The sequence below is a fragment of the Nocardioides pantholopis genome, assembly GCF_003710085.1.
In the GTDB taxonomy this organism is placed as follows: domain Bacteria; phylum Actinomycetota; class Actinomycetes; order Propionibacteriales; family Nocardioidaceae; genus Nocardioides; species Nocardioides pantholopis.
The window spans coordinates 3,377,181-3,396,042 of sequence record NZ_CP033324.1 but is presented as its reverse complement, the minus strand read 5'-3'; the positions used below and the strand labels follow the sequence as shown (position 1 = coordinate 3,396,042).

Below are 18,862 nucleotides of genomic sequence, written 5' to 3'. Positions count from 1 at the left end.
ACCAGGAGGAGCCCCCAGTGGCTAAGGCGAAGTTCGAGCGGACCAAGCCGCACGTCAACATCGGCACCATCGGTCACATCGACCACGGCAAGACGACTCTTACCGCGGCGATCACCAAGGTGCTGCACGACAAGCACCCGGACCTCAACGCTGCTTCGGCGTTCGAGGACATCGACAAGGCTCCTGAGGAGCGGCAGCGCGGTATCACGATCTCGATCGCGCACGTCGAGTACCAGACCGAGTCGCGCCACTACGCGCACGTCGACTGCCCGGGTCACGCGGACTACATCAAGAACATGATCACCGGTGCTGCTCAGATGGATGGCGCGATCCTCGTGGTCGCCGCCACCGACGGCCCCATGCCGCAGACCCGCGAGCACGTGCTGCTCGCCCGCCAGGTCGGCGTCCCCGCCCTGGTCGTCGCGCTCAACAAGTGCGACATGGTCGACGACGAGGAGCTCATCGAGCTCGTCGAGATGGAGGTGCGCGAGCTCCTCTCGGAGTACGAGTTCCCGGGCGACGACGTTCCGGTCGTGCGCGTGGCGGCCTTCCCGGCGCTGCAGGGCGACGCGAAGTGGGGCGACTCGATCGCCGAGCTCATGCAGGCCGTGGACGACTACATCCCGACCCCCGAGCGTGAGACCGACAAGCCGTTCCTCATGCCCGTCGAGGACGTCTTCACGATCACCGGTCGCGGCACGGTCATCACCGGCCGCATCGAGCGGGGCATCGTGAAGGTCAACGAGGAGGTCGAGATCGTCGGCATCCGCGAGGGCTCGATGAAGTCGACCGTCACCGGCGTCGAGATGTTCCGCAAGCTGCTCGACGAGGGCCAGGCCGGTGAGAACGTCGGTCTGCTGCTTCGTGGCACCAAGCGCGAGGACGTCGAGCGCGGCATGGTCGTCATCAAGCCGGGCACCACGACCCCGCACACCAACTTCGAGGCCTCGGTCTACATCCTCTCGAAGGAGGAGGGCGGCCGCCACACGCCGTTCTTCAACAACTACCGTCCGCAGTTCTACTTCCGGACCACGGACGTGACCGGTGTCGTGACCCTGCCCGAGGGCACCGAGATGGTCATGCCCGGCGACAACACCGAGATGGCCGTGGAGCTCATCCAGCCCATCGCGATGGACGAGGGCCTGCGCTTCGCGATCCGCGAGGGTGGCCGCACCGTCGGCGCCGGCCGGGTCACCAAGATCACCAAGTGATCCCCGCCGGTCGCTGACCGGTTGATCCACCAGAACGGCCCCGGACCTCGGTCCGGGGCCGTTCTGCACGTCTGAGAGAGGAAGCCGATGAACGAACCGGTCCGCCCGGCCCGACCGCACCACAAGCTCACCGACGACGGTCGCCGGATGCGCGAGGTGCTCAGCTACTCGCGCCGGGGCAACCGGTTCACCCCCAACCAGGCCGCCGCGTGGGCGGCCCACCAGGCGCGGTGGGTGATCCCGGACGCCGCCGTGGACGCCCCGGACTTCAGCTGGTCTCACTGGTTCGGCCGCGAGGCGCCGCTGATCGTCGAGATCGGCTCCGGGGTGGGGGAGGCCACCGCAGCGCTCGCCGCCGCGCGTCCGGCGTACGACGTGCTGGCGTTCGAGGTCTGGCGTCCCGGCATCGCCGACACCCTGTGGCGTGTCGCCGAGGCCGGGGCCGAGAACGTCCGGCTGTGCGGCGTCGACGCGGTGTGGTCGATGGAGCACCTGATCGCCCCCCGCAGCCTGCACGAGCTCTGGACGTTCTTCCCCGACCCGTGGCACAAGGCGCGGCACCGCAAGCGGCGCCTGGTGGACCCGGCGTTCGCCCGCCTGGCGGCCGAGCGGCTGCGCGCCGGGGGAGTGTGGCGGCTCGCGACGGACTGGGCGGACTACGCCGAGCAGATGGTGGAGGTCCTCGACGCCGAGCCCGGCCTCGAGGGCGGCGTCGTGGAGCGATGGGCCGACCGCCCCGTCACGAAGTTCGAGCGCAAGGGTCTGGCCGCCGGTCGCACCATCACCGACCTGGCCTATCGCGCGACGGGGGAGTGAGGGCCGGCCGAGTTGGTGGCAGGCGTCCCCAAATGGGACCCTGGCACCTGAGGACGGACCGGGGCCTGTGCCCCGCCCGACCTCGCCCGGACCACCTGCGCGGGATTTGGCTCGACGCCTGATCTCTGCCAAGATGGTCCGGTTGCTCCGGTGGGTTGCCGGGGTGCGACACATCTTGACTACTGAATCGCGTCTCCCCGCTCCTCGGAGCGAGAGTTCGGTGGTCGGCATGCGTCCGCACCGAACCAGGAGACCCGATCAGCTCGACGAACCGTCGGGCGCCACCGAACAAGACGAAGCGGGACCCAGCGGTCTCGTGTTGCGCCCAGGCTGCGCGACACGCCCGACCGCGGGGGTCGGCGGGGTGGTGAGCACCAGGGCGGGACAGACCCAAACCGGGGGACGTCTCGGACAAGCACGCGGCAGCTGAGAAGTAAGGACGAGAGAGACCTATGGCGGGACAGAAGATCCGCATCAGGCTCAAGGCCTATGACCACGAGGTGATCGACACCTCGGCGCGCAAGATCGTGGACACGGTGACCCGCACGGGCGCCAAGGTCGCCGGCCCGGTGCCGCTGCCGACCGAGAAGAACGTGTACTGCGTCATCCGCTCGCCCCACAAGTACAAGGACTCCCGCGAGCACTTTGAGATGCGCACCCACAAGCGCCTCATCGACATCATCGACCCCACGCCGAAGACCGTCGACTCGCTGATGCGTCTCGACCTGCCGGCCGGTGTCGACATCGAGATCAAGCTCTGAGGTTCGAGGACATGACTTTCGAACGCAACGTCAAGGGACTGCTGGGCACCAAGCTCGGCATGACCCAGCTCTGGGACGACAACAACCGGATCGTTCCGGTCACCGTCGTCTCCGTGACCACCAACGTGGTGACCCAGGTGCGCACTCCCGAGGCCGACGGCTACAACGCCGTGCAGATCGGCTACGGCGAGATCGACGGCCGCAAGGTCACGAAGCCCCGCGCCGGGCACTTCGAGAAGGCCGGCACCACGCCGCGTCGCCACCTCGCCGAGATTCGCACTGCTGCCGCCGGTGACTACACCGTCGGTCAGGAGCTGGCCATCGACACCTTCGCCGCTGGCGAGGAGATCGACGTGACCGGCACCAGCAAGGGCAAGGGCTTCGCCGGTGTCATGAAGCGTCACGGCTTCGCCGGCGTCTCCGCCTCCCACGGTGCGCACCGCAACCACCGCAAGCCGGGCTCGATCGGCGCCTGCGCCACCCCCGGCCGCGTGTTCAAGGGCGTCCGCATGGCCGGCCGGATGGGTCACGACACCGTCACGACCCAGAACGTCACCGTGCACGCCGTCGACGTCGAGAAGGGCCTGATCCTCCTCAAGGGTGCCGTTCCCGGCCCCAAGGGTGGTCTCGTGGTCCTCCGCTCGGCCGCCAAGAAGACGCAGGAGGCCTGAGCATGGCTAGCAACGCCAAGACCGTGAAGGTCGACCTGCCCGCCGAGATCTTCGGCGTGGAGGTCAACGTCCCGCTGATCCACCAGGTCGTCGTCGCCCAGCAGGCCGCGGCTCGCCAGGGCACGCACTCCACCAAGACCCGCGGCGAGGTTCGCGGCGGTGGACGCAAGCCCTACAAGCAGAAGGGCACCGGTCGCGCCCGTCAGGGCTCGACCCGCGCGCCGCAGTTCGCCGGCGGTGGCACCGTCCACGGCCCGCAGCCGCGCAAGTACGACCAGCGCACGCCCAAGAAGATGAAGGCCGCCGCCCTGCGCGGTGCCCTCTCGGACCGGGCTGGCAACGACCGGATCCACGTGGTCGACGGCCTCGTCTCGGGCGACAAGCCCTCGACCCGCGCCGCGATCGCCGCCCTCGCCGGCATCAGCGACCGCCGCCGGTTCCTCGTCGTGCTCGAGCGCACCGACACCCTGACCTGGCTGTCCCTGCGCAACGCGCCGCAGGTGCACATCGTCGCGGTCGACCAGCTCAACACCTACGACGTGCTCGCGTCCGACGACGTGGTCTTCACCCGTGGCGCGTACGACGCGTTCGTGAGCGGCAACGCCAAGGAGGCCTCCCAGTGAGCACCCTGCACAAGGACCACCGCGACATCCTGCTCGCGCCGGTCGTGTCGGAGAAGAGCTACGGCCTGCTCGACGCGAACAAGTACACCTTCATCGTCCGGCCGGACGCCAACAAGACCGAGATCAAGATCGCGGTCGAGAAGGTCTTCAACGTCAAGGTCACGTCGGTCAACACGATCAACCGGCCGGGCAAGACCCGTCGTACCCGCGCCGGGCTCGGCAAGCGCAAGGACACCAAGCGTGCGATCGTCTCGCTCGCCGAGGGCCACCGCATCGACATCTTCGGAGGTCCGGTCTCCTGACCGGGCTCCTGGATACGAGGAACTGACACATGGCTATCCGCAAGTACAAGCCGACCACCCCGGGCCGTCGTGGCTCGTCGGTCGCTGACTTCGTCGAGATCACCCGGACCACCCCGGAGAAGTCGCTGACGCGTCCGCTGCCCAAGAAGGGCGGCCGCAACAACCAGGGCCGGATCACCACCCGGCACCAGGGTGGCGGTCACAAGCGCGCCTACCGCGTCATCGACTTCCGTCGCTACGACAAGGACGGGGTGCCGGCCAAGGTCGCGCACATCGAGTACGACCCGAACCGCACCGCGCGCATCGCGCTGCTGCACTACGCCGACGGCGAGAAGCGCTACATCATCGCGCCGAAGGGCCTCGTGCAGGGCACCGCTGTCGAGTCGGGCCCGAACGCCGACATCAAGCCCGGCAACAACCTGCCGCTGCGCAACATCCCGGTCGGCTCGACCATCCACTGCGTGGAGCTGCGTCCCGGCGGCGGTGCGAAGATGGCCCGCTCCGCGGGCATCAGCGCCCAGCTGGTCGCCCGTGAGGGCAGCCGCGCCACGCTGCGGCTGCCGTCCGGCGAGATGCGCTTCGTCGACGTGCGCTGCCGCGCCACGGTCGGCGAGGTCGGCAACGCCGAGCAGTCGAACATCAACTGGGGCAAGGCCGGCCGGATGCGCTGGAAGGGCAAGCGCCCGACCGTCCGCGGTGTCGTCATGAACCCGGTGGACCACCCGCACGGTGGTGGCGAGGGCAAGACGTCCGGTGGACGTCACCCCGTGTCGCCGTGGGGCAAGCCCGAGGGCCGTACGCGCAAGCGCAAGGCCAGCGACTCCCAGATCATCCGTCGCCGCAAGTCCGGCAAGGGTAGGAAGTAACTGAGATGCCTCGTAGCCTGAAGAAGGGCCCGTTCGTCGACGACCACCTCATCAAGAAGGTGGACGCGGAGAACGACAAGGGCTCCCACAACGTCATCAAGACGTGGTCGCGCCGCTCGATGATCATCCCCTCGATGATCGGGCACACCATCGCCGTCCACGACGGCCGCAAGCACGTCCCGGTGTTCGTGACCGACTCGATGGTCGGCCACAAGCTGGGCGAGTTCGCGCCCACCCGCACCTACCGCGGGCACGTGAAGGAAGACCGGAAGGGACGGCGCCGATGAGCACCACCGAGCGCAGCCGCACCAGCGCGCGTCGCGAGTCGCTGCTCGGCGACCAGCCGGGTGCCTTCGCGAGTGCCCGCTTCGTGCGGATCACCCCGCTGAAGGCGCGCCGGGTCGTGGACCTGGTCCGCGGCATGGCCGTCGACGACGCCCTGTCCCTGCTCCAGTTCGCGCCGCAGGCCGCTTCCGAGACCGTCTACAAGGTCCTCGAGAGCGCCGTCGCCAACGCCGAGACCACCGAGGGCCTCGACCGGGGCGACCTGGTCGTCTCCGTGGCGCGCGTCGACGAGGGTCCGACGATGAAGCGCTGGCGCCCGCGGGCCCAGGGCCGAGCGACGCGGATCAACAAGCGCACCAGCCACATCACGCTGGCGGTCCAGCCGGCCGGTGTTGTGGCCGAGAAGAAGGGACGGAAGGCCTGATGGGCCAGAAAATCAACCCGAACGGCTTCCGCCTCGGTATCTCGACGGACCACAAGTCCCGTTGGTACGCCGACAAGCTGTACAAGTCGTACGTCGGCGAGGACGTCGCCATCCGCAAGCTGCTCTCCAAGGGCATGGAGCGGGCCGGCATCGCCAAGGTCGAGATCGAGCGCACCCGGGAGCGCGTGCGGGTGGACATCCACACCGCTCGCCCGGGCATCGTGATCGGTCGCCGCGGCGCCGAGGCCGACCGCATCCGCACCGAGCTGGAGAAGCTCACCGGCAAGCAGGTGCAGCTCAACATCCTCGAGGTCAAGGCCCCCGAGCTCGACGGCCAGCTCGTCGCGCAGGGTGTTGCCGAGCAGCTCGCCGGCCGCGTGCAGTTCCGCCGCGCGATGCGCAAGGCGATGCAGACCACGATGCGCTCGGGTGCCAAGGGCATCCGGATCCAGTGCTCGGGTCGGCTCAACGGCGCCGAGATGTCGCGCACCGAGTTCTACCGCGAGGGTCGCGTGCCGCTGCACACTCTGCGTGCGGACATCGACTACGGCTTCTACGAGGCCAAGACCACCTTCGGTCGTATCGGCGTCAAGGTCTGGATCTACAAGGGCGAGGTCGCGGGTTCGCGTGCCGAGCGTCAGGCCCAGGCCGCTGCCCGCGCCGGTGTCCCCGGCCGCGGTGGCCGTCCGGCCCGCGCCGGTGACCGCCCGAACCGCGGCTCGCGCGGCGACCGTCCCACCCGCGCCGACCGCGGCAGCGACGCTCCCGCCGTGACCGAGGCCCCGGCCGGTGGCGACACCGCTGCCGCGACCAAGTCGGCCGAGACCCCGCAGGAGGGCTGAGCAATGTTGATGCCCCGTCGTGTCAAGCACCGCAAGCAGCACCACCCCAAGCGGACCGGTGCGGCCAAGGGCGGTACGAAGCTCGCGTTCGGCGACTTCGGCATCCAGGCGGTCGAGGGTCACTACGTGACCAACCGCCAGATCGAGTCGGCGCGTATCGCGATGACCCGCCACATCAAGCGCGGCGGCAAGGTGTGGATCAACATCTACCCCGACCGCCCGCTGACCAAGAAGCCTGCCGAGACCCGCATGGGTTCCGGTAAGGGCTCCCCCGAGTGGTGGGTGGCGAACGTCAAGCCCGGCCGCGTCATGTTCGAACTTTCCGGTGTGGACGAGGGAACCGCACGCGAGGCCATGCGCCGCGCGATGCACAAGCTCCCGATGAAGTGCCGGTTCATCTCGCGAGAGGCGGGTGAATTCTGATGGCCAACGCCAACGGTACGAAGGCCCACGAGCTCGACGAGCTCAACGACGTCGACCTCGAGGGCAAGCTGCGCGAGGCCAAGGAGGAGCTGTTCAACCTCCGGTTCCAGGCGGCCACGGGTCAGCTCGAGAGCCACGGTCGGCTCCGCACGGTCAAGAAGGACATCGCCCGGATCTACACCGTGGTGCGTGAGCGCGAGCTCGGCATCCGGACCGCCCCGGGTTCCAGTGATGAGGATGGTGCCGCATGAGCGAGCAGACCCCGACCGCGGCGCGCAACGCCCGCAAGGTCCGCGAGGGCCTGGTCGTCAGCGACAAGATGGACAAGACCGTGGTCGTGTCCGTCGAGGACCGTGTCAAGCACGCGCTGTACGGCAAGGTCATGCGCAAGACGAGCAAGCTCAAGGCTCACGACGAGACCAACCAGTGCGGCATCGGCGACCGGGTCCTCCTGATGGAGACCCGCCCGCTCTCGGCCACGAAGCGCTGGCGCGTCATCGAGGTCCTCGAGAAGGCCAAGTAACCGTCGGACCGCCGCGCGAGCCCTCCATGGCTCCGCGCGACGACCACACAGTCCCGGCGCAGCCGGACAATTCATAGGTTCCCCAAGGCTCACCCGCGGGTGAGAACCAGGGCGACAAGGAGAAGGAAATGATCCAGCAGGAGTCGCGACTCAAGGTCGCCGACAACACCGGTGCGAAGGAGATCCTCTGCATCCGTGTTCTCGGCGGCTCGGGTCGACGCTACGCCGGCATCGGCGACGTCATCGTCGCGACGGTCAAGGACGCGATCCCGGGCGGCAACGTCAAGAAGGGCGACGTCGTCAAGGCAGTGATCGTGCGCACCGTCAAGGAGCGCCGCCGCCAGGACGGTTCGTACATCCGCTTCGACGAGAACGCCGCCGTGATCCTCAAGACCGACGGTGAGCCCCGCGGCACCCGCATCTTCGGCCCGGTGGGCCGCGAGCTGCGCGAGAAGAAGTTCATGAAGATCATCTCGCTCGCCCCGGAGGTGCTGTGATGACCGCGAACAAGAAGAAGCCGAGCATCAACATCAAGAAGGGCGACACCGTCAAGGTGATCGCTGGCAAGGACAAGGGTGCCGAGGGCAAGGTCATCTCGGTGCTCCGCGAGGAGCAGCGGGTGATCGTCGAGGGTGTCAACCGCATCAAGCGGCACACCAAGGTCGTCAACCAGGGCGGCCGCGACGGCAACACCGGCGGCATCATCACCGCCGAGGCCCCCATCCACGTGTCGAACGTGATGCTCATCGAGGACGACGTCGTGACCCGGATCGGCTTCCGCCGCGACGAGGTCACCAAGCGCCGCCCGGACGGCTCGACGTACAAGGCGGAGCGCAGCGTCCGCATCTCGCGCAAGACCGGCAAGGAAATCTGATGACCGAGACCCAGACGACGCGGCCCGTGCCCCGTCTCAAGACGAAGTACCGCGAGGAGATCCTCCCGGCACTGCAGTCGGACTTCGAGATCCAGAACGTCATGCAGGTGCCCGGCCTGGTCAAGATCGTGGTCAACATGGGTGTGGGCGAGGCTGCTCGCGACTCCAAGCTGATCGAGGGCGCCGTGCGCGACCTCACCGCGATCACCGGCCAGAAGCCGCTGGTCACCAAGGCCCGCAAGTCCATCGCGCAGTTCAAGCTGCGCGAGGGCATGCCGATCGGCGCGCACACCACGCTGCGCGGCGACCGGATGTGGGAGTTCCTCGACCGGCTCCTCTCGCTCGCCCTGCCGCGAATCCGCGACTTCCGCGGGCTCAACCCCGGCCAGTTCGACGGGCGTGGCAACTACACCTTCGGTCTGACCGAGCAGGTCATGTTCCACGAGATCAACCAGGACAAGGTCGACCGCACCCGCGGCATGGACATCACGGTCGTCACGACCGCGACCAACGACGACGAGGGTCGGGCCCTGCTGAAGAAGCTCGGCTTCCCGTTCAAGGAGAACTGACATGGCGAAGACCGCACTGAGGGTCAAGGCCGCTCGCAAGCCGAAGTTCGCGGTGCGTGGCTACACCCGTTGCCAGCGCTGCGGCCGCCCGAAGGCCGTGTTCCGCAAGTTCGGCCTGTGCCGAATCTGCCTGCGGGAGATGGCGCACCGGGGCGAGCTGCCCGGCGTGACCAAGTCCTCCTGGTGACCGACCCACATCCGTTCTACACACGATCGCTGCAGGTCGTCCCTGAGATGCAGGGACGAAACCGCGGTGGAGAAAGGGCCTCACGGCCATGACGATGACTGACCCGATCGCAGACATGCTCACGCGTCTGCGCAACGCCAACCAGGCGTTCCACGACTCGGTGTCCATGCCCTACAGCAAGCTGAAGCAGGGCGTTGCGGACATCCTCAAGCAGGAGGGCTACATCACGTCGTACGACGTGGCGGAGCCCGCCGAGGGTGAGGTCGGCAAGACGCTGACCATTACCTTGAAGTACGGCCGGAACCGCGAGCGTTCGATCGCCGGTGTTCGCCGCATCAGCAAGCCCGGTCTCCGGGTCTACGCCAAGCACACGGGTCTCCCGAAGGTGCTCGGCGGGCTGGGCGTCGCGATCATCTCGACGAGCCAGGGCCTGCTGACCGACCGCCAGGCCAACCAGAAGGGCGTGGGTGGGGAAGTCCTCGCCTACGTCTGGTGACGACGAGACCGCGAAGGAGTTAGAAAAGCATGTCGCGTATTGGCAAGCTCCCCGTCCCGGTCCCGTCCGGCGTCGACGTGGCCATTGATGGCCCCGTCGTGACCGTCAAGGGCCCCAAGGGCACCCTGTCGCACTCGGTGGCGGCACCCATCACCGTCGAGAAGGGCGAGGGCGTCCTGGACGTCAACCGCCCCGACGACCACCGGATCAGCAAGTCCCTGCACGGCCTGAGCCGCACCCTGATCAACAACATGGTCGTGGGTGTGACCGAGGGCTACGAGAAGAAGCTCGAGATCGTGGGCGTGGGTTACCGCGTCCTCTCCAAGGGCCCGACCCAGCTGGAGTTCCAGCTCGGCTACTCCCACCCGATCATCTTCGACGCGCCCGAGGGCATCACCTTCACCGTCGACGGTCCGACCCGGCTCGGTGTCCAGGGCATCGACAAGCAGCTGGTCGGCGAGGTCGCCGCGAACATCCGCAAGCTCCGCAAGCCCGAGCCGTACAAGGGCAAGGGTGTCCGGTACTCCGGCGAGCAGGTCCGCCGCAAGGTCGGAAAGGCTGGTAAGTAACCATGGGCATTCGGCTCTCCAACAACAAGCACACGGCGGCGCGCGTCAAGTCGCGCCTGCGCCGTCAGGCCCGTGGCCGCAAGAAGGTCTCCGGCACCGCCGAGCGTCCGCGCCTGGTCGTGACCCGGTCCACGAAGCACATCACCGTGCAGGTCGTCGACGACCTGGTCGGCAAGACGCTCGCGTACGCGTCGACCATGGAGTCCGACCTCCGCACCTTCGACGGTGACAAGACCGCGAAGGCGAAGAAGGTCGGCGAGCTCGTCGCCGAGCGCGCCAAGTCGGCCGGCATCGACGGTGTGGTCTTCGACCGCGCCGGCAACAAGTACCACGGTCGCGTCGCGGCCCTGGCCGAAGGCGCCCGCGAGGGCGGCCTGACCTTCTGATCGCACGGACAAGCAAGAGAGAGAAGAGGAAAGTCTCATGAGCGGAGCCCAGCGCGGACAGCGCGGTGGCGAGCGCCGAGGCAACCGTGACGATCGTCGCGGCGGCCAGGGCGCGGACAAGACCGCCTACATCGAGCGTGTCGTTGCGATCAACCGCGTCGCCAAGGTCGTGAAGGGTGGTCGTCGCTTCAGCTTCACCGCCCTCGTGGTCGTGGGCGACGGCGACGGTCTGGTCGGCGTCGGCTACGGCAAGGCCAAGGAAGTTCCGGCCGCGATCGCCAAGGGTGTGGAGGAGGCGAAGAAGAACTTCTTCCGCGTCCCCCGGATCCAGGGCACCATCCCGCACCCCGTCCAGGGTGAGAAGGCCGCCGGCGTGGTCATGCTGCGCCCGGCCGCTCCCGGTACCGGTGTGATCGCCGGTGGCCCGGTGCGTGCGGTGCTGGAGTGCGCCGGCATCCACGACATCCTGAGCAAGTCGCTCGGGTCGTCGAACCAGATCAACATCGTGCACGCGACCGTCGAGGCGCTGCGGATGCTGGAGCAGCCGGAGGCCGTCGCGGCTCGCCGCGGTCTGCCCGTCGAGGCGGTCGCCCCGGCGGCGCTGCTGCGGGCTCGTGCCGAGGCCGCTCCGGCGGCTGGGGGTGTCTCCTGATGGCCCAGCTCAAGGTCCAGCAGAACCGCGGCCTGGTCGGTCTGAAGAAGAACCAGCGCGAGACCCTGCGCACGCTCGGTCTCAAGCGGATCGGCGACGTGGTCGTCAAGGAGGACCGCCCGGAGATTCGGGGCATGGTCAACACGGTCCGTCACCTGGTGACGGTCGAGGAGGTCGACTGACATGACGCTCAAGCTGCACCACCTGCGTCCCGCCCCCGGCGCCAAGACCGCGAAGACCCGTGTGGGTCGCGGTGAGGCCTCGAAGGGTAAGACCTCCGGCCGCGGTACCAAGGGCACCAAGGCTCGCTACCAGGTTCCGGTCGCCTTCGAGGGTGGCCAGATGCCGATCCACATGCGGCTTCCGAAGCTCAAGGGCTTCAAGAACCCGTTCAAGGTGGAGTTCCAGGTCGTGAACCTCGACCGGATCACCGAGCTCTTCCCCGAGGGTGGCTCCGTCACCGTCGAGGAGCTGGTGGCCCGAGGCGCGGTCCGCAAGGGCCAGCCGGTCAAGGTCCTCGGTCAGGGCGACCTCGGCGTCAAGGTCGACGTGAGCGCCCAGGCGTTCTCGTCCTCCGCCAAGGAGAAGATCGAGGCCGCGGGCGGAACCACCACCCTGGTCTGAACCGTTGTCAGGAGAGGGCGCGGCGGGGCTGCACTCAGCAGCCACGCCGCGCCCTTTCTGCACCCACGGGTGCGCCCGGATGTCGTTCCTGCCGGGTGAGCCCATCTCGACGTCGTCGCCCTGTTAGGCTCTCCGGGGTTTCTTGCCGGAGGGCTGCAGGGACCCTGATGTTCTCCCGAGAAAGAGGATCGTCTTGTGCTAGGCGCGTTCGCCAACGCTTTCCGGACACCGGACCTGCGGCGCAAGCTGCTGTTCGTCCTCCTGGTCATCGTCATCTTCCGGGCCGGCTCGCAGATCCCTGCCCCCGGAGTGCACGTCTCGAACGTCCAGGGGTGCATCAGCGACCTCGAGGGCTCGAGCCTCTACAGCCTGATCAACATGTTCTCCGGCGGCGCGCTGCTCCAGCTGACGATCTTCGCGCTGGGGATCATGCCGTACATCACCGCCAGCATCATCCTGCAGCTGCTCGTCGTGGTGATCCCACGGCTCGAAGCGCTGAAGAAGGAGGGCCAGGCGGGCCAGAGCAAGATCACGCAGTACACCCGCTACCTCACGCTCGGACTCGCGCTGCTGCAGGCCACCGGCATCGTGGCCCTCGCCCGGTCCGGGAACCTGCTCCAGGGCTGCGCCGACCCGCTGCTGCACAGCAACTCGACGTCGACGTTCCTGGTCCTCGTCATCACGATGACCGCCGGCACCGCCGTCATCATGTGGCTCGGTGAGATGATTACCGACCGCGGCATCGGCAACGGCATGTCGATCCTGATCTTCACCCAGGTGGTCGCCACCTTCCCGGCCTCGCTGTGGCAGGTCCAGAAGTCGCAGGGCTGGTGGGTCTTCGGCATCACGCTGGTGATCGGCCTGGTCATCGTCGCGGCGGTCATCTTCATCGAGCAGGCGCAGCGCCGGATCCCGGTGCAGTACGCCCGCCGGATGGTCGGCCGCAAGATGTTCGGCGGCAGCTCGACCTACATCCCGCTGAAGGTGAACCAGGCCGGCATCATCCCGGTCATCTTCGCCTCCTCGCTGCTCTACCTCCCGGCGATGGCCGTGCAGTTCAACCAGAACAGCGGCGCTGCCTGGGTGGGCTGGGTCAACGACTACTTCGTCACCGGTGGACACCCGCTGTATATGGCGACGTTCTTCCTCCTGATCGTCTTCTTCACCTACTTCTACGTGTCGATCACCTTCAACCCGCACGAGGTGGCCGACAACATGAAGAAGTACGGCGGCTTCATCCCCGGGATCCGGGCCGGGAAGCCGACCGAGGACTACCTGTCCTACGTCCTGTCCCGCATCACCCTGCCGGGCGCGCTCTACCTCGGTCTCATCTCCCTGATTCCGCTGATCGCCCTGGTTCTCATCGACGCGAACCAGAACTTCCCCTTCGGTGGCACGTCCATCCTCATCATGGTGGGTGTCGCCCTCGACACGGTGAAGCAGATCGAGAGCCAGCTCCAGCAGCGCAACTACGAAGGATTCCTGCGCTGATATGCGTCTGATCATCATGGGCCCGCCCGGTGCCGGTAAGGGCACGCAGGCGAAGTTCATCGCCGAGCACTTCGGTATCCCCGCCATCTCGACCGGCGACATCTTCCGCCGCAACGTCTCCGAGGGCACGCCCCTCGGCGTCGAGGCCAAGCGGTTCATGGACGCGGGGGAGTACGTGCCCGACGAGGTCACGAACAAGATGGTGCGCAACCGCATCGAGGAGGACGACGCCGGTCCCGGCTTCCTGCTCGACGGCTACCCGCGCACGCTGGCCCAGGTCGAGGAGCTGGACGGGATGATCCGGGGCACCGGCCACCAGCTCGACGCGGTGGTGGTGCTGACCGTCGACCAGGACGAGATCGTCAACCGGCTGCTCCAGCGCGCCCAGGTCGAGGGCCGGACCGACGACACCGAGGACGTCATCCGTCGGCGCCAGGAGCTCTACACCGAGCAGACCGAGCCGCTGATCGGCGTCTACCGCGACCGCGGGCTGCTCGTCGAGATCGACGGCATGGGCGAGGTCGACGAGGTCACCCGGCGCGTCTTCAAGGCCCTCGACGTCGTTCCCGAGAGCTAGGCGCCGGTCGGCCGATGGGATTTCTCGACCGCGGGCTGGAGATCAAGACGCCCGAGCAGGTCGGCGCGATGCGTCGCGCCGGTCTGGTGGTCGGCACCACCCTCGAGGTGCTGCGGGCCGCCGTTCGGCCCGGCATCTCCACCCGGGAGCTCGACGCCGTCGCCGAGGACAGCATCCGCAGCGCCGGCGCTACCCCGTCGTTCCTGGGCTACCACGGCTTCCCGGCGTCGATCTGCGTCTCGGTCAACGACGAGGTCGTGCACGGGATCCCGGGGGACCGGGTCCTGGCCGACGGTGACGTCGTCTCGATCGACTGCGGCGCCGTCCTGGACGGCTGGCACGGCGACGCCGCGATCACCGTGGCGGTCGGCGAGGTGCCTGCGGAGGTCTCCGAGCTGATGCGGGTCACCGAGGAGGCCCTCTGGCGGGGCATCGCCGCGGCCCGTCTCGGCGGCCGGGTCAGCGACATCTCCCACGCGGTCGAGACCTTCGTGCGGAGTGCGGGGACCTACGGCATCGTCGAGGACTACGTCGGCCACGGGATCGGCACCCAGATGCACCTGCCGCCCAACGTCCCGAACGTCGGCCGGCCGGGTCGTGGGCCCAAGCTGGTGAGGGGCCTCGCGCTGGCGGTCGAGCCGATGATTACCCTAGGGACCTGCGAGACCGATGTGCTCGACGACGACTGGACGGTCGTCAGCTCCGACGGCAGCCGGGCTGCCCACCACGAGCACACCTTCACCCTGACCGATCGCGGCGCCTGGGTGCTCACCGCGATCGACGGCGGCGAGTCCTGGCTCACCGCGCTCGGTGTCCCCTTCGGGGGACTCGACTAGCACTTCAAGCCCGGAAGGCAACACACCTCCATGGACGTCCCCCTCTGGCTGTGGTGGACCACAGTCGTGCTCACCACCGGCCTGCTCCTGGTCGACGTGCTGGTGATCGGCCGCCGACCGCACGAGCCCACGACCCGCGAGGTGTCGACCCACCTGGCCGGCTTCGTCGGGCTCGCGGTGGTCTTCGGCCTCGGCGTCTGGTTCTTCGCCGGCGGCCAGTACGGCGGCGAGTTCTTCGCCGGCTGGCTGACCGAGTACTCGCTCTCGGTCGACAACCTGTTCATCTTCATCATCATCATGACGAAGTTGGGGGTGCCCCGGCCGTACCAGCAGACCGCCCTGCTCATCGGGATCCTGATCGCCCTGGTCCTGCGCGGGCTGTTCATCGCCGTCGGCGCGGCCGCGATCAACAACTTCAGCTGGGTCTTCTACCTGTTCGGGTTCTTCCTGATCTACACAGCTGTGAAGCTCGCCGGCGAGGGCGGCGACGGCGACGACCACTACGAGGAGCCGAAGATCGTGACCTGGGCCCGGCGCCGGATGCCGGTCTCGGAGAACTGGAACGGCGTCAAGCTGACGGTGGTCGAGGGCGGCCGGCGGCTCGCCACCCCGATGCTCATCGTGGTGTTCTCGCTCGGGCTGACCGACCTGCTGTTCGCGCTGGACTCGATCCCGGCCATCTTCGGACTGACCTCCGAGCCCTTCCTGGTCTTCACCGCGAACGTCTTCGCGCTGATGGGCCTGCGGCAGCTGTACTTCCTGATCGGCGACCTGCTCAAGCGCCTGGTCTACCTGTCCTACGGCCTCTCGTTCCTGCTGCTGTTCATCGGCGTCAAGCTGGTCCTGCACGCGATGCACGAGAACGAGCTGCCGTTCATCAACGGCGGGCACCACGTCTCCTGGGCTCCGGAGGTCCCGATCTGGCTCTCGCTGGCGGTCATCGTCGGGACCCTGACGGTCACCGCGCTGGCCAGCCTCGCGAAGGACCGCTCGGACCGGCGGCTGGCGGCCGCGTCGGAATAGCGGCCCCCCGGGTCGTGGTTGTGTCGGGGTGAGTAGCCGTCTTCCCGCCCTGTCCGTGCTCGACCTGGTTCCGGTCCGCAGCGACCAGACCACCGGCGATGCGATCGCCGCGACCCTGGCCCTGGCCCGGACCGCCGACGAGCTGGGACTCGAGCGGTACTGGGTCGCCGAGCACCACAACATGCCGGCGGTCGCCGCGACCAACCCGCCCGTCCTGATCGCGATGATCGCCGCGGCGACCAGCCGGCTGCGGGTCGGCTCTGGCGGGGTGATGCTGCCCAACCACGCCCCGCTCGTGGTGGCCGAGCAGTTCGCGCTCCTCGAGGCGGCCTACCCGGGCCGGATCGACCTGGGCATCGGGCGCGCCCCCGGCTCGGACCCGGTCACGAGCTGGGCGCTGCGCCACGGCGCCGGCGGAGTCAGCGACGAGGCCGTCACCCGCTTCCCGGAGTACGTCGACAACGTGCTGGCGATGATGGACACCGAGGGGGTCGGGCTCTCCGTGCAGGGACGCACCCACCTGCTGCGCGCGACACCCTCGGCCCGCTCGGTCCCGACCGCGTGGCTGCTCGGGTCCTCGGACTACTCCGCGCGCCTGGCCGCCGCCAAGGGCCTGCCCTACGTCTTCGCGCACCACTTCTCCGGGCAGGGCACCCGCGAGGCGCTCGCGCTGTACCGGTCCACCTTCCGCCCGTCGCCGGAGCTGGCCGAGCCGCGGACCTTCCTCACCGTGAACGCCGCGGTCGCGGAGACCGCGGAGGAGGCCTACCGGCGCGCGCTGCCGCAGCTGCACTCGATGCTGGCGCTGCGCACCGGCGCCCCGCTGGCCCCCCAGCTGCTGGTCGAGGAGGCCGAGAAGGTGGAGCTGGCCCCGGCCCACCAGGAGGTCGTCAACGCGATGGCCGAGCGCTGGGTGATCGGAGCCCCCGACGAGGCCCGGGCGCGGATCGCGGCCCTGGCCGAGGAGCACGACGTCGACGAGGTGATGGTCCACCCGGTCGCCGGCGCCCATCTCGGGGCCGACCCCGCGAGCAGCCTGACCCGTGAGGACACCCTGCGGCTGCTGGCCGGCTGAGCCTGGGATTGGTCTTTCGTCAGGGGCTGAGACTAGACTGGTGTGTCGGCCCAACGTGGGTCTGTTTCGCGGTGCCTCGCGGCTGCCCGGGACCGTGGTTCCAGCCCTCCTCGGAGGGCCTCGCCACGTCCGGGATGGGGCGTCCGGAACGGCTGCACGAGGTCCACCCGTCGGTTCTGACCGGCGGGAGGTTCCCGGGCCAACTGGGTCCGGTCCGTGCCGGCCCCGGTGCAGGAAACGGTAGACACTGGATCGACAGATTGTGGAGGACATGCCGAAGAAAGAAGGCGTGATCGAGCTCGAGGGCACCATTACGGAGGCCCTGCCGAATGCCATGTTCCGCGTCGAGCTGAGCAATGGCCACAAGGTTCTCGCCCACATCAGCGGCAAGATGCGCCAGCACTACATCCGGATCCTCCCCGAGGACCGGGTCGTGGTGGAGCTCTCGCCGTACGACCTCACCCGGGGTCGGATCGTCTACCGCTACAAGTGAGCGGTCCCGCGGGCCTGCCCGCGGCCGCTGAGCAGCCATCTCGAAAGGACCTGCAGTGAAGGTCAAGCCCAGCGTCAAGGCGATCTGCGACAAGTGCAAGGTGATTCGTCGCCACGGCCGCGTCATGGTGATCTGCGAGAACCCGCGCCACAAGCAGCGCCAGGGCTGAGGATCCCGCCGGCTCCGGCCGGCGGCCCGCAGCACGACAACTGAACACACTTTTCAACGTGAACGCTTAGGTCTCACGGGACCGACCTCCGGGTCGGCGACGAGGGCCCGAACCACCTCCGGTGCAGAGGCCGGAGCCCACCTGACGAGGGATGGGGCGCGTCACGACCAGAGACCTCTGTGCAAACCGAAGGGACACCGCCAGACATGGCACGCCTCGTTGGTGTTGACCTCCCGCGCGACAAGCGCATCGAGATCGCACTCACCTACATCTACGGCATTGGCCGTACCCGCGCCCAGCAGCTCCTGGAGACGACCGGGGTCAGCCCCGACCTCCGCGTCCACCAGCTGGGGGACGAGGAGCTGGTCAAGCTCCGCGACGCGATCGAGTCCAACTTCAAGATCGAGGGCGACCTCCGTCGTGAGGTCCAGGCCGACATCCGCCGCAAGATCGAGATCGGCAGCTACCAGGGTCGCCGCCACCGCATGGGCCTTCCGGTCCGCGGTCAGCGCACCAAGACCAACGCGCGTACCCGCAAGGGCCCCAAGCGCACGGTTGCCGGCAAGAAGAAGGCGAAGTGATCCAGCGCTGACGCGCTGATCCTTCCCACCCCGAGCTTTTCGACCAGAACCCCAGGAGAAACTGCATGCCTCCCAAGAGCCGCAACGCGGCCGGCGCCAAGAAGGTGCGTCGCAAGGAGAAGAAGAACGTCGCCCAGGGCGAGGCTCACATCAAGAGCACGTTCAACAACACCATCGTCACCATCACCGACCCCACCGGTGCGGTGATCGCGTGGGCCTCGGCCGGCACTGTCGGCTTCAAGGGCTCCCGCAAGTCCACCCCGTTCGCCGCGCAGATGGCAGCCGAGGCTGCTGGTCGCCGGGCGATGGAGCACGGGATGAAGAAGATCGACGTCTTCGTGAAGGGCCCGGGCTCGGGCCGCGAGACGGCGATCCGTTCGCTGGGTGCTATCGGCCTCGAGGTCGGCACCATCCAGGACGTCACCCCCACGCCCCACAACGGATGCCGGCCGCCCAAGCGGCGCCGCGTCTGAGTCCCGGCACCCCACGACCAGCACAGACTTAAGGAGTCAT

At 68.2% G+C, this 18,862-nt stretch carries 32 protein-coding genes; all 32 read left to right on the top strand.

The genetic code is table 11. The annotated features are described in order from the left end of the window. The first annotated feature begins 17 nt into the window (after positions 1-17). Positions 18-1,211, top strand: a complete 1,194-nt coding sequence (gene tuf / locus EBO35_RS16315; RefSeq protein WP_122818660.1) for an elongation factor Tu — start codon at positions 18-20, stop codon at positions 1,209-1,211. Between the two features lie 87 nt (positions 1,212-1,298). Continuing rightward, positions 1,299-2,027, top strand: a complete 729-nt coding sequence (gene trmB / locus EBO35_RS16310; RefSeq protein ID WP_122818659.1) for a tRNA (guanosine(46)-N7)-methyltransferase TrmB — start codon at positions 1,299-1,301, stop codon at positions 2,025-2,027. 452 nt (positions 2,028-2,479) lie between these two features. Further along, complete coding sequence (gene rpsJ / locus EBO35_RS16305; RefSeq protein WP_008360994.1) at positions 2,480-2,788, top strand: 30S ribosomal protein S10; 309 nt, start codon at positions 2,480-2,482, stop codon at positions 2,786-2,788. Between the two features lie 11 nt (positions 2,789-2,799). Continuing rightward, positions 2,800-3,459, top strand: coding sequence for a 50S ribosomal protein L3 (gene rplC, locus EBO35_RS16300; protein ID WP_122818658.1), 660 nt, complete (start codon positions 2,800-2,802; stop codon positions 3,457-3,459). Between the two features lie 2 nt (positions 3,460-3,461). Beyond that, positions 3,462-4,082, top strand: a complete 621-nt coding sequence (gene rplD, locus EBO35_RS16295; protein ID WP_122818657.1) for a 50S ribosomal protein L4 — start codon at positions 3,462-3,464, stop codon at positions 4,080-4,082. Continuing rightward, positions 4,079-4,384: a 50S ribosomal protein L23 gene (rplW, locus tag EBO35_RS16290; RefSeq protein ID WP_122818656.1), complete on the top strand. Its 306-nt coding sequence runs from the start codon at positions 4,079-4,081 to the stop codon at positions 4,382-4,384. The genes rplD and rplW overlap by 4 nt, the downstream gene beginning before the upstream one ends. A 29-nt stretch (positions 4,385-4,413) precedes the next feature. Then, entirely contained in the window at positions 4,414-5,250 is an 837-nt protein-coding gene (gene rplB / locus EBO35_RS16285) for a 50S ribosomal protein L2 (protein ID WP_122818655.1), read from the top strand. Positions 5,251-5,255: 5 nt separating this feature from the next. After that, positions 5,256-5,537, top strand: a complete 282-nt coding sequence (rpsS, locus tag EBO35_RS16280; protein ID WP_122818654.1) for a 30S ribosomal protein S19 — start codon at positions 5,256-5,258, stop codon at positions 5,535-5,537. After that, on the top strand, positions 5,534-5,959 hold the full coding sequence (gene rplV, locus EBO35_RS16275) for a 50S ribosomal protein L22 (RefSeq protein ID WP_122818653.1): 426 nt from the start codon (positions 5,534-5,536) through the stop codon (positions 5,957-5,959). The genes rpsS and rplV overlap by 4 nt, the downstream gene beginning before the upstream one ends. Continuing rightward, positions 5,959-6,801: a 30S ribosomal protein S3 gene (gene rpsC, locus EBO35_RS16270; RefSeq protein WP_122818652.1), complete on the top strand. Its 843-nt coding sequence runs from the start codon at positions 5,959-5,961 to the stop codon at positions 6,799-6,801. The genes rplV and rpsC overlap by 1 nt, the downstream gene beginning before the upstream one ends. A gap of 3 nt (positions 6,802-6,804) precedes the next feature. Continuing rightward, positions 6,805-7,224: a 50S ribosomal protein L16 gene (rplP, locus tag EBO35_RS16265; RefSeq protein ID WP_122818651.1), complete on the top strand. Its 420-nt coding sequence runs from the start codon at positions 6,805-6,807 to the stop codon at positions 7,222-7,224. After that, on the top strand, positions 7,224-7,475 hold the full coding sequence (gene rpmC / locus EBO35_RS16260; RefSeq protein WP_122818650.1) for a 50S ribosomal protein L29: 252 nt from the start codon (positions 7,224-7,226) through the stop codon (positions 7,473-7,475). Before rplP ends, rpmC begins: the two co-directional genes overlap by 1 nt. After that, positions 7,472-7,747, top strand: coding sequence for a 30S ribosomal protein S17 (gene rpsQ, locus EBO35_RS16255; protein ID WP_122818649.1), 276 nt, complete (start codon positions 7,472-7,474; stop codon positions 7,745-7,747). Before rpmC ends, rpsQ begins: the two co-directional genes overlap by 4 nt. Before the next feature lie 128 nt (positions 7,748-7,875). Then, complete coding sequence (rplN, locus tag EBO35_RS16250; protein ID WP_122818648.1) at positions 7,876-8,244, top strand: 50S ribosomal protein L14; 369 nt, start codon at positions 7,876-7,878, stop codon at positions 8,242-8,244. Beyond that, positions 8,244-8,621, top strand: a complete 378-nt coding sequence (gene rplX, locus EBO35_RS16245) for a 50S ribosomal protein L24 (RefSeq protein WP_241153739.1) — start codon at positions 8,244-8,246, stop codon at positions 8,619-8,621. Before rplN ends, rplX begins: the two co-directional genes overlap by 1 nt. Next, complete coding sequence (gene rplE / locus EBO35_RS16240; protein WP_122818647.1) at positions 8,621-9,190, top strand: 50S ribosomal protein L5; 570 nt, start codon at positions 8,621-8,623, stop codon at positions 9,188-9,190. The genes rplX and rplE overlap by 1 nt, the downstream gene beginning before the upstream one ends. Before the next feature lies 1 nt (position 9,191). Continuing rightward, on the top strand, positions 9,192-9,377 hold the full coding sequence (locus tag EBO35_RS16235; RefSeq protein WP_122818646.1) for a type Z 30S ribosomal protein S14: 186 nt from the start codon (positions 9,192-9,194) through the stop codon (positions 9,375-9,377). A gap of 88 nt (positions 9,378-9,465) precedes the next feature. Then, positions 9,466-9,873: a 30S ribosomal protein S8 gene (gene rpsH, locus EBO35_RS16230; protein ID WP_122818645.1), complete on the top strand. Its 408-nt coding sequence runs from the start codon at positions 9,466-9,468 to the stop codon at positions 9,871-9,873. A 29-nt stretch (positions 9,874-9,902) separates the two neighbouring features. After that, positions 9,903-10,442, top strand: a complete 540-nt coding sequence (gene rplF / locus EBO35_RS16225; protein WP_122818644.1) for a 50S ribosomal protein L6 — start codon at positions 9,903-9,905, stop codon at positions 10,440-10,442. A gap of 2 nt (positions 10,443-10,444) precedes the next feature. After that, a complete protein-coding gene (gene rplR, locus EBO35_RS16220) occupies positions 10,445-10,828 on the top strand; it encodes a 50S ribosomal protein L18 (RefSeq protein ID WP_122818643.1) in 384 nt (127 codons plus the stop codon). A gap of 37 nt (positions 10,829-10,865) precedes the next feature. Beyond that, positions 10,866-11,480: a 30S ribosomal protein S5 gene (gene rpsE / locus EBO35_RS16215; protein WP_122818642.1), complete on the top strand. Its 615-nt coding sequence runs from the start codon at positions 10,866-10,868 to the stop codon at positions 11,478-11,480. Then, on the top strand, positions 11,480-11,662 hold the full coding sequence (rpmD, locus tag EBO35_RS16210) for a 50S ribosomal protein L30 (protein ID WP_122818641.1): 183 nt from the start codon (positions 11,480-11,482) through the stop codon (positions 11,660-11,662). The genes rpsE and rpmD overlap by 1 nt, the downstream gene beginning before the upstream one ends. 1 nt (position 11,663) lies before the next feature. Then, entirely contained in the window at positions 11,664-12,104 is a 441-nt protein-coding gene (gene rplO, locus EBO35_RS16205; protein WP_122818640.1) for a 50S ribosomal protein L15, read from the top strand. Between the two features lie 195 nt (positions 12,105-12,299). Then, entirely contained in the window at positions 12,300-13,595 is a 1,296-nt protein-coding gene (gene secY, locus EBO35_RS16200; protein WP_122818639.1) for a preprotein translocase subunit SecY, read from the top strand. A gap of 1 nt (position 13,596) precedes the next feature. Beyond that, positions 13,597-14,172: an adenylate kinase gene (locus EBO35_RS16195; RefSeq protein WP_122818638.1), complete on the top strand. Its 576-nt coding sequence runs from the start codon at positions 13,597-13,599 to the stop codon at positions 14,170-14,172. Between the two features lie 14 nt (positions 14,173-14,186). Next, positions 14,187-15,008 (top strand): type I methionyl aminopeptidase, encoded by an 822-nt coding sequence (map, locus tag EBO35_RS16190; RefSeq protein WP_122818637.1) that lies wholly within the window; start codon positions 14,187-14,189, stop codon positions 15,006-15,008. Between the two features lie 30 nt (positions 15,009-15,038). Further along, positions 15,039-16,031: a TerC family protein gene (locus EBO35_RS16185; protein WP_122818636.1), complete on the top strand. Its 993-nt coding sequence runs from the start codon at positions 15,039-15,041 to the stop codon at positions 16,029-16,031. 28 nt (positions 16,032-16,059) lie between these two features. Next, on the top strand, positions 16,060-17,106 hold the full coding sequence (locus EBO35_RS16180; protein WP_122818635.1) for an MsnO8 family LLM class oxidoreductase: 1,047 nt from the start codon (positions 16,060-16,062) through the stop codon (positions 17,104-17,106). Between the two features lie 271 nt (positions 17,107-17,377). Continuing rightward, positions 17,378-17,599, top strand: coding sequence for a translation initiation factor IF-1 (gene infA / locus EBO35_RS16175; RefSeq protein WP_026145687.1), 222 nt, complete (start codon positions 17,378-17,380; stop codon positions 17,597-17,599). Between the two features lie 55 nt (positions 17,600-17,654). Then, on the top strand, positions 17,655-17,768 hold the full coding sequence (rpmJ, locus tag EBO35_RS16170; RefSeq protein WP_028644817.1) for a 50S ribosomal protein L36: 114 nt from the start codon (positions 17,655-17,657) through the stop codon (positions 17,766-17,768). Between the two features lie 206 nt (positions 17,769-17,974). After that, complete coding sequence (gene rpsM, locus EBO35_RS16165; RefSeq protein WP_122818634.1) at positions 17,975-18,349, top strand: 30S ribosomal protein S13; 375 nt, start codon at positions 17,975-17,977, stop codon at positions 18,347-18,349. 65 nt (positions 18,350-18,414) lie between these two features. Continuing rightward, the gene (gene rpsK, locus EBO35_RS16160; RefSeq protein ID WP_122818633.1) at positions 18,415-18,822 is read left to right on the top strand and encodes a 30S ribosomal protein S11; all 408 of its coding nucleotides are present in this window, start codon (positions 18,415-18,417) and stop codon (positions 18,820-18,822) included. Positions 18,823-18,862 lie beyond the last annotated feature (40 nt).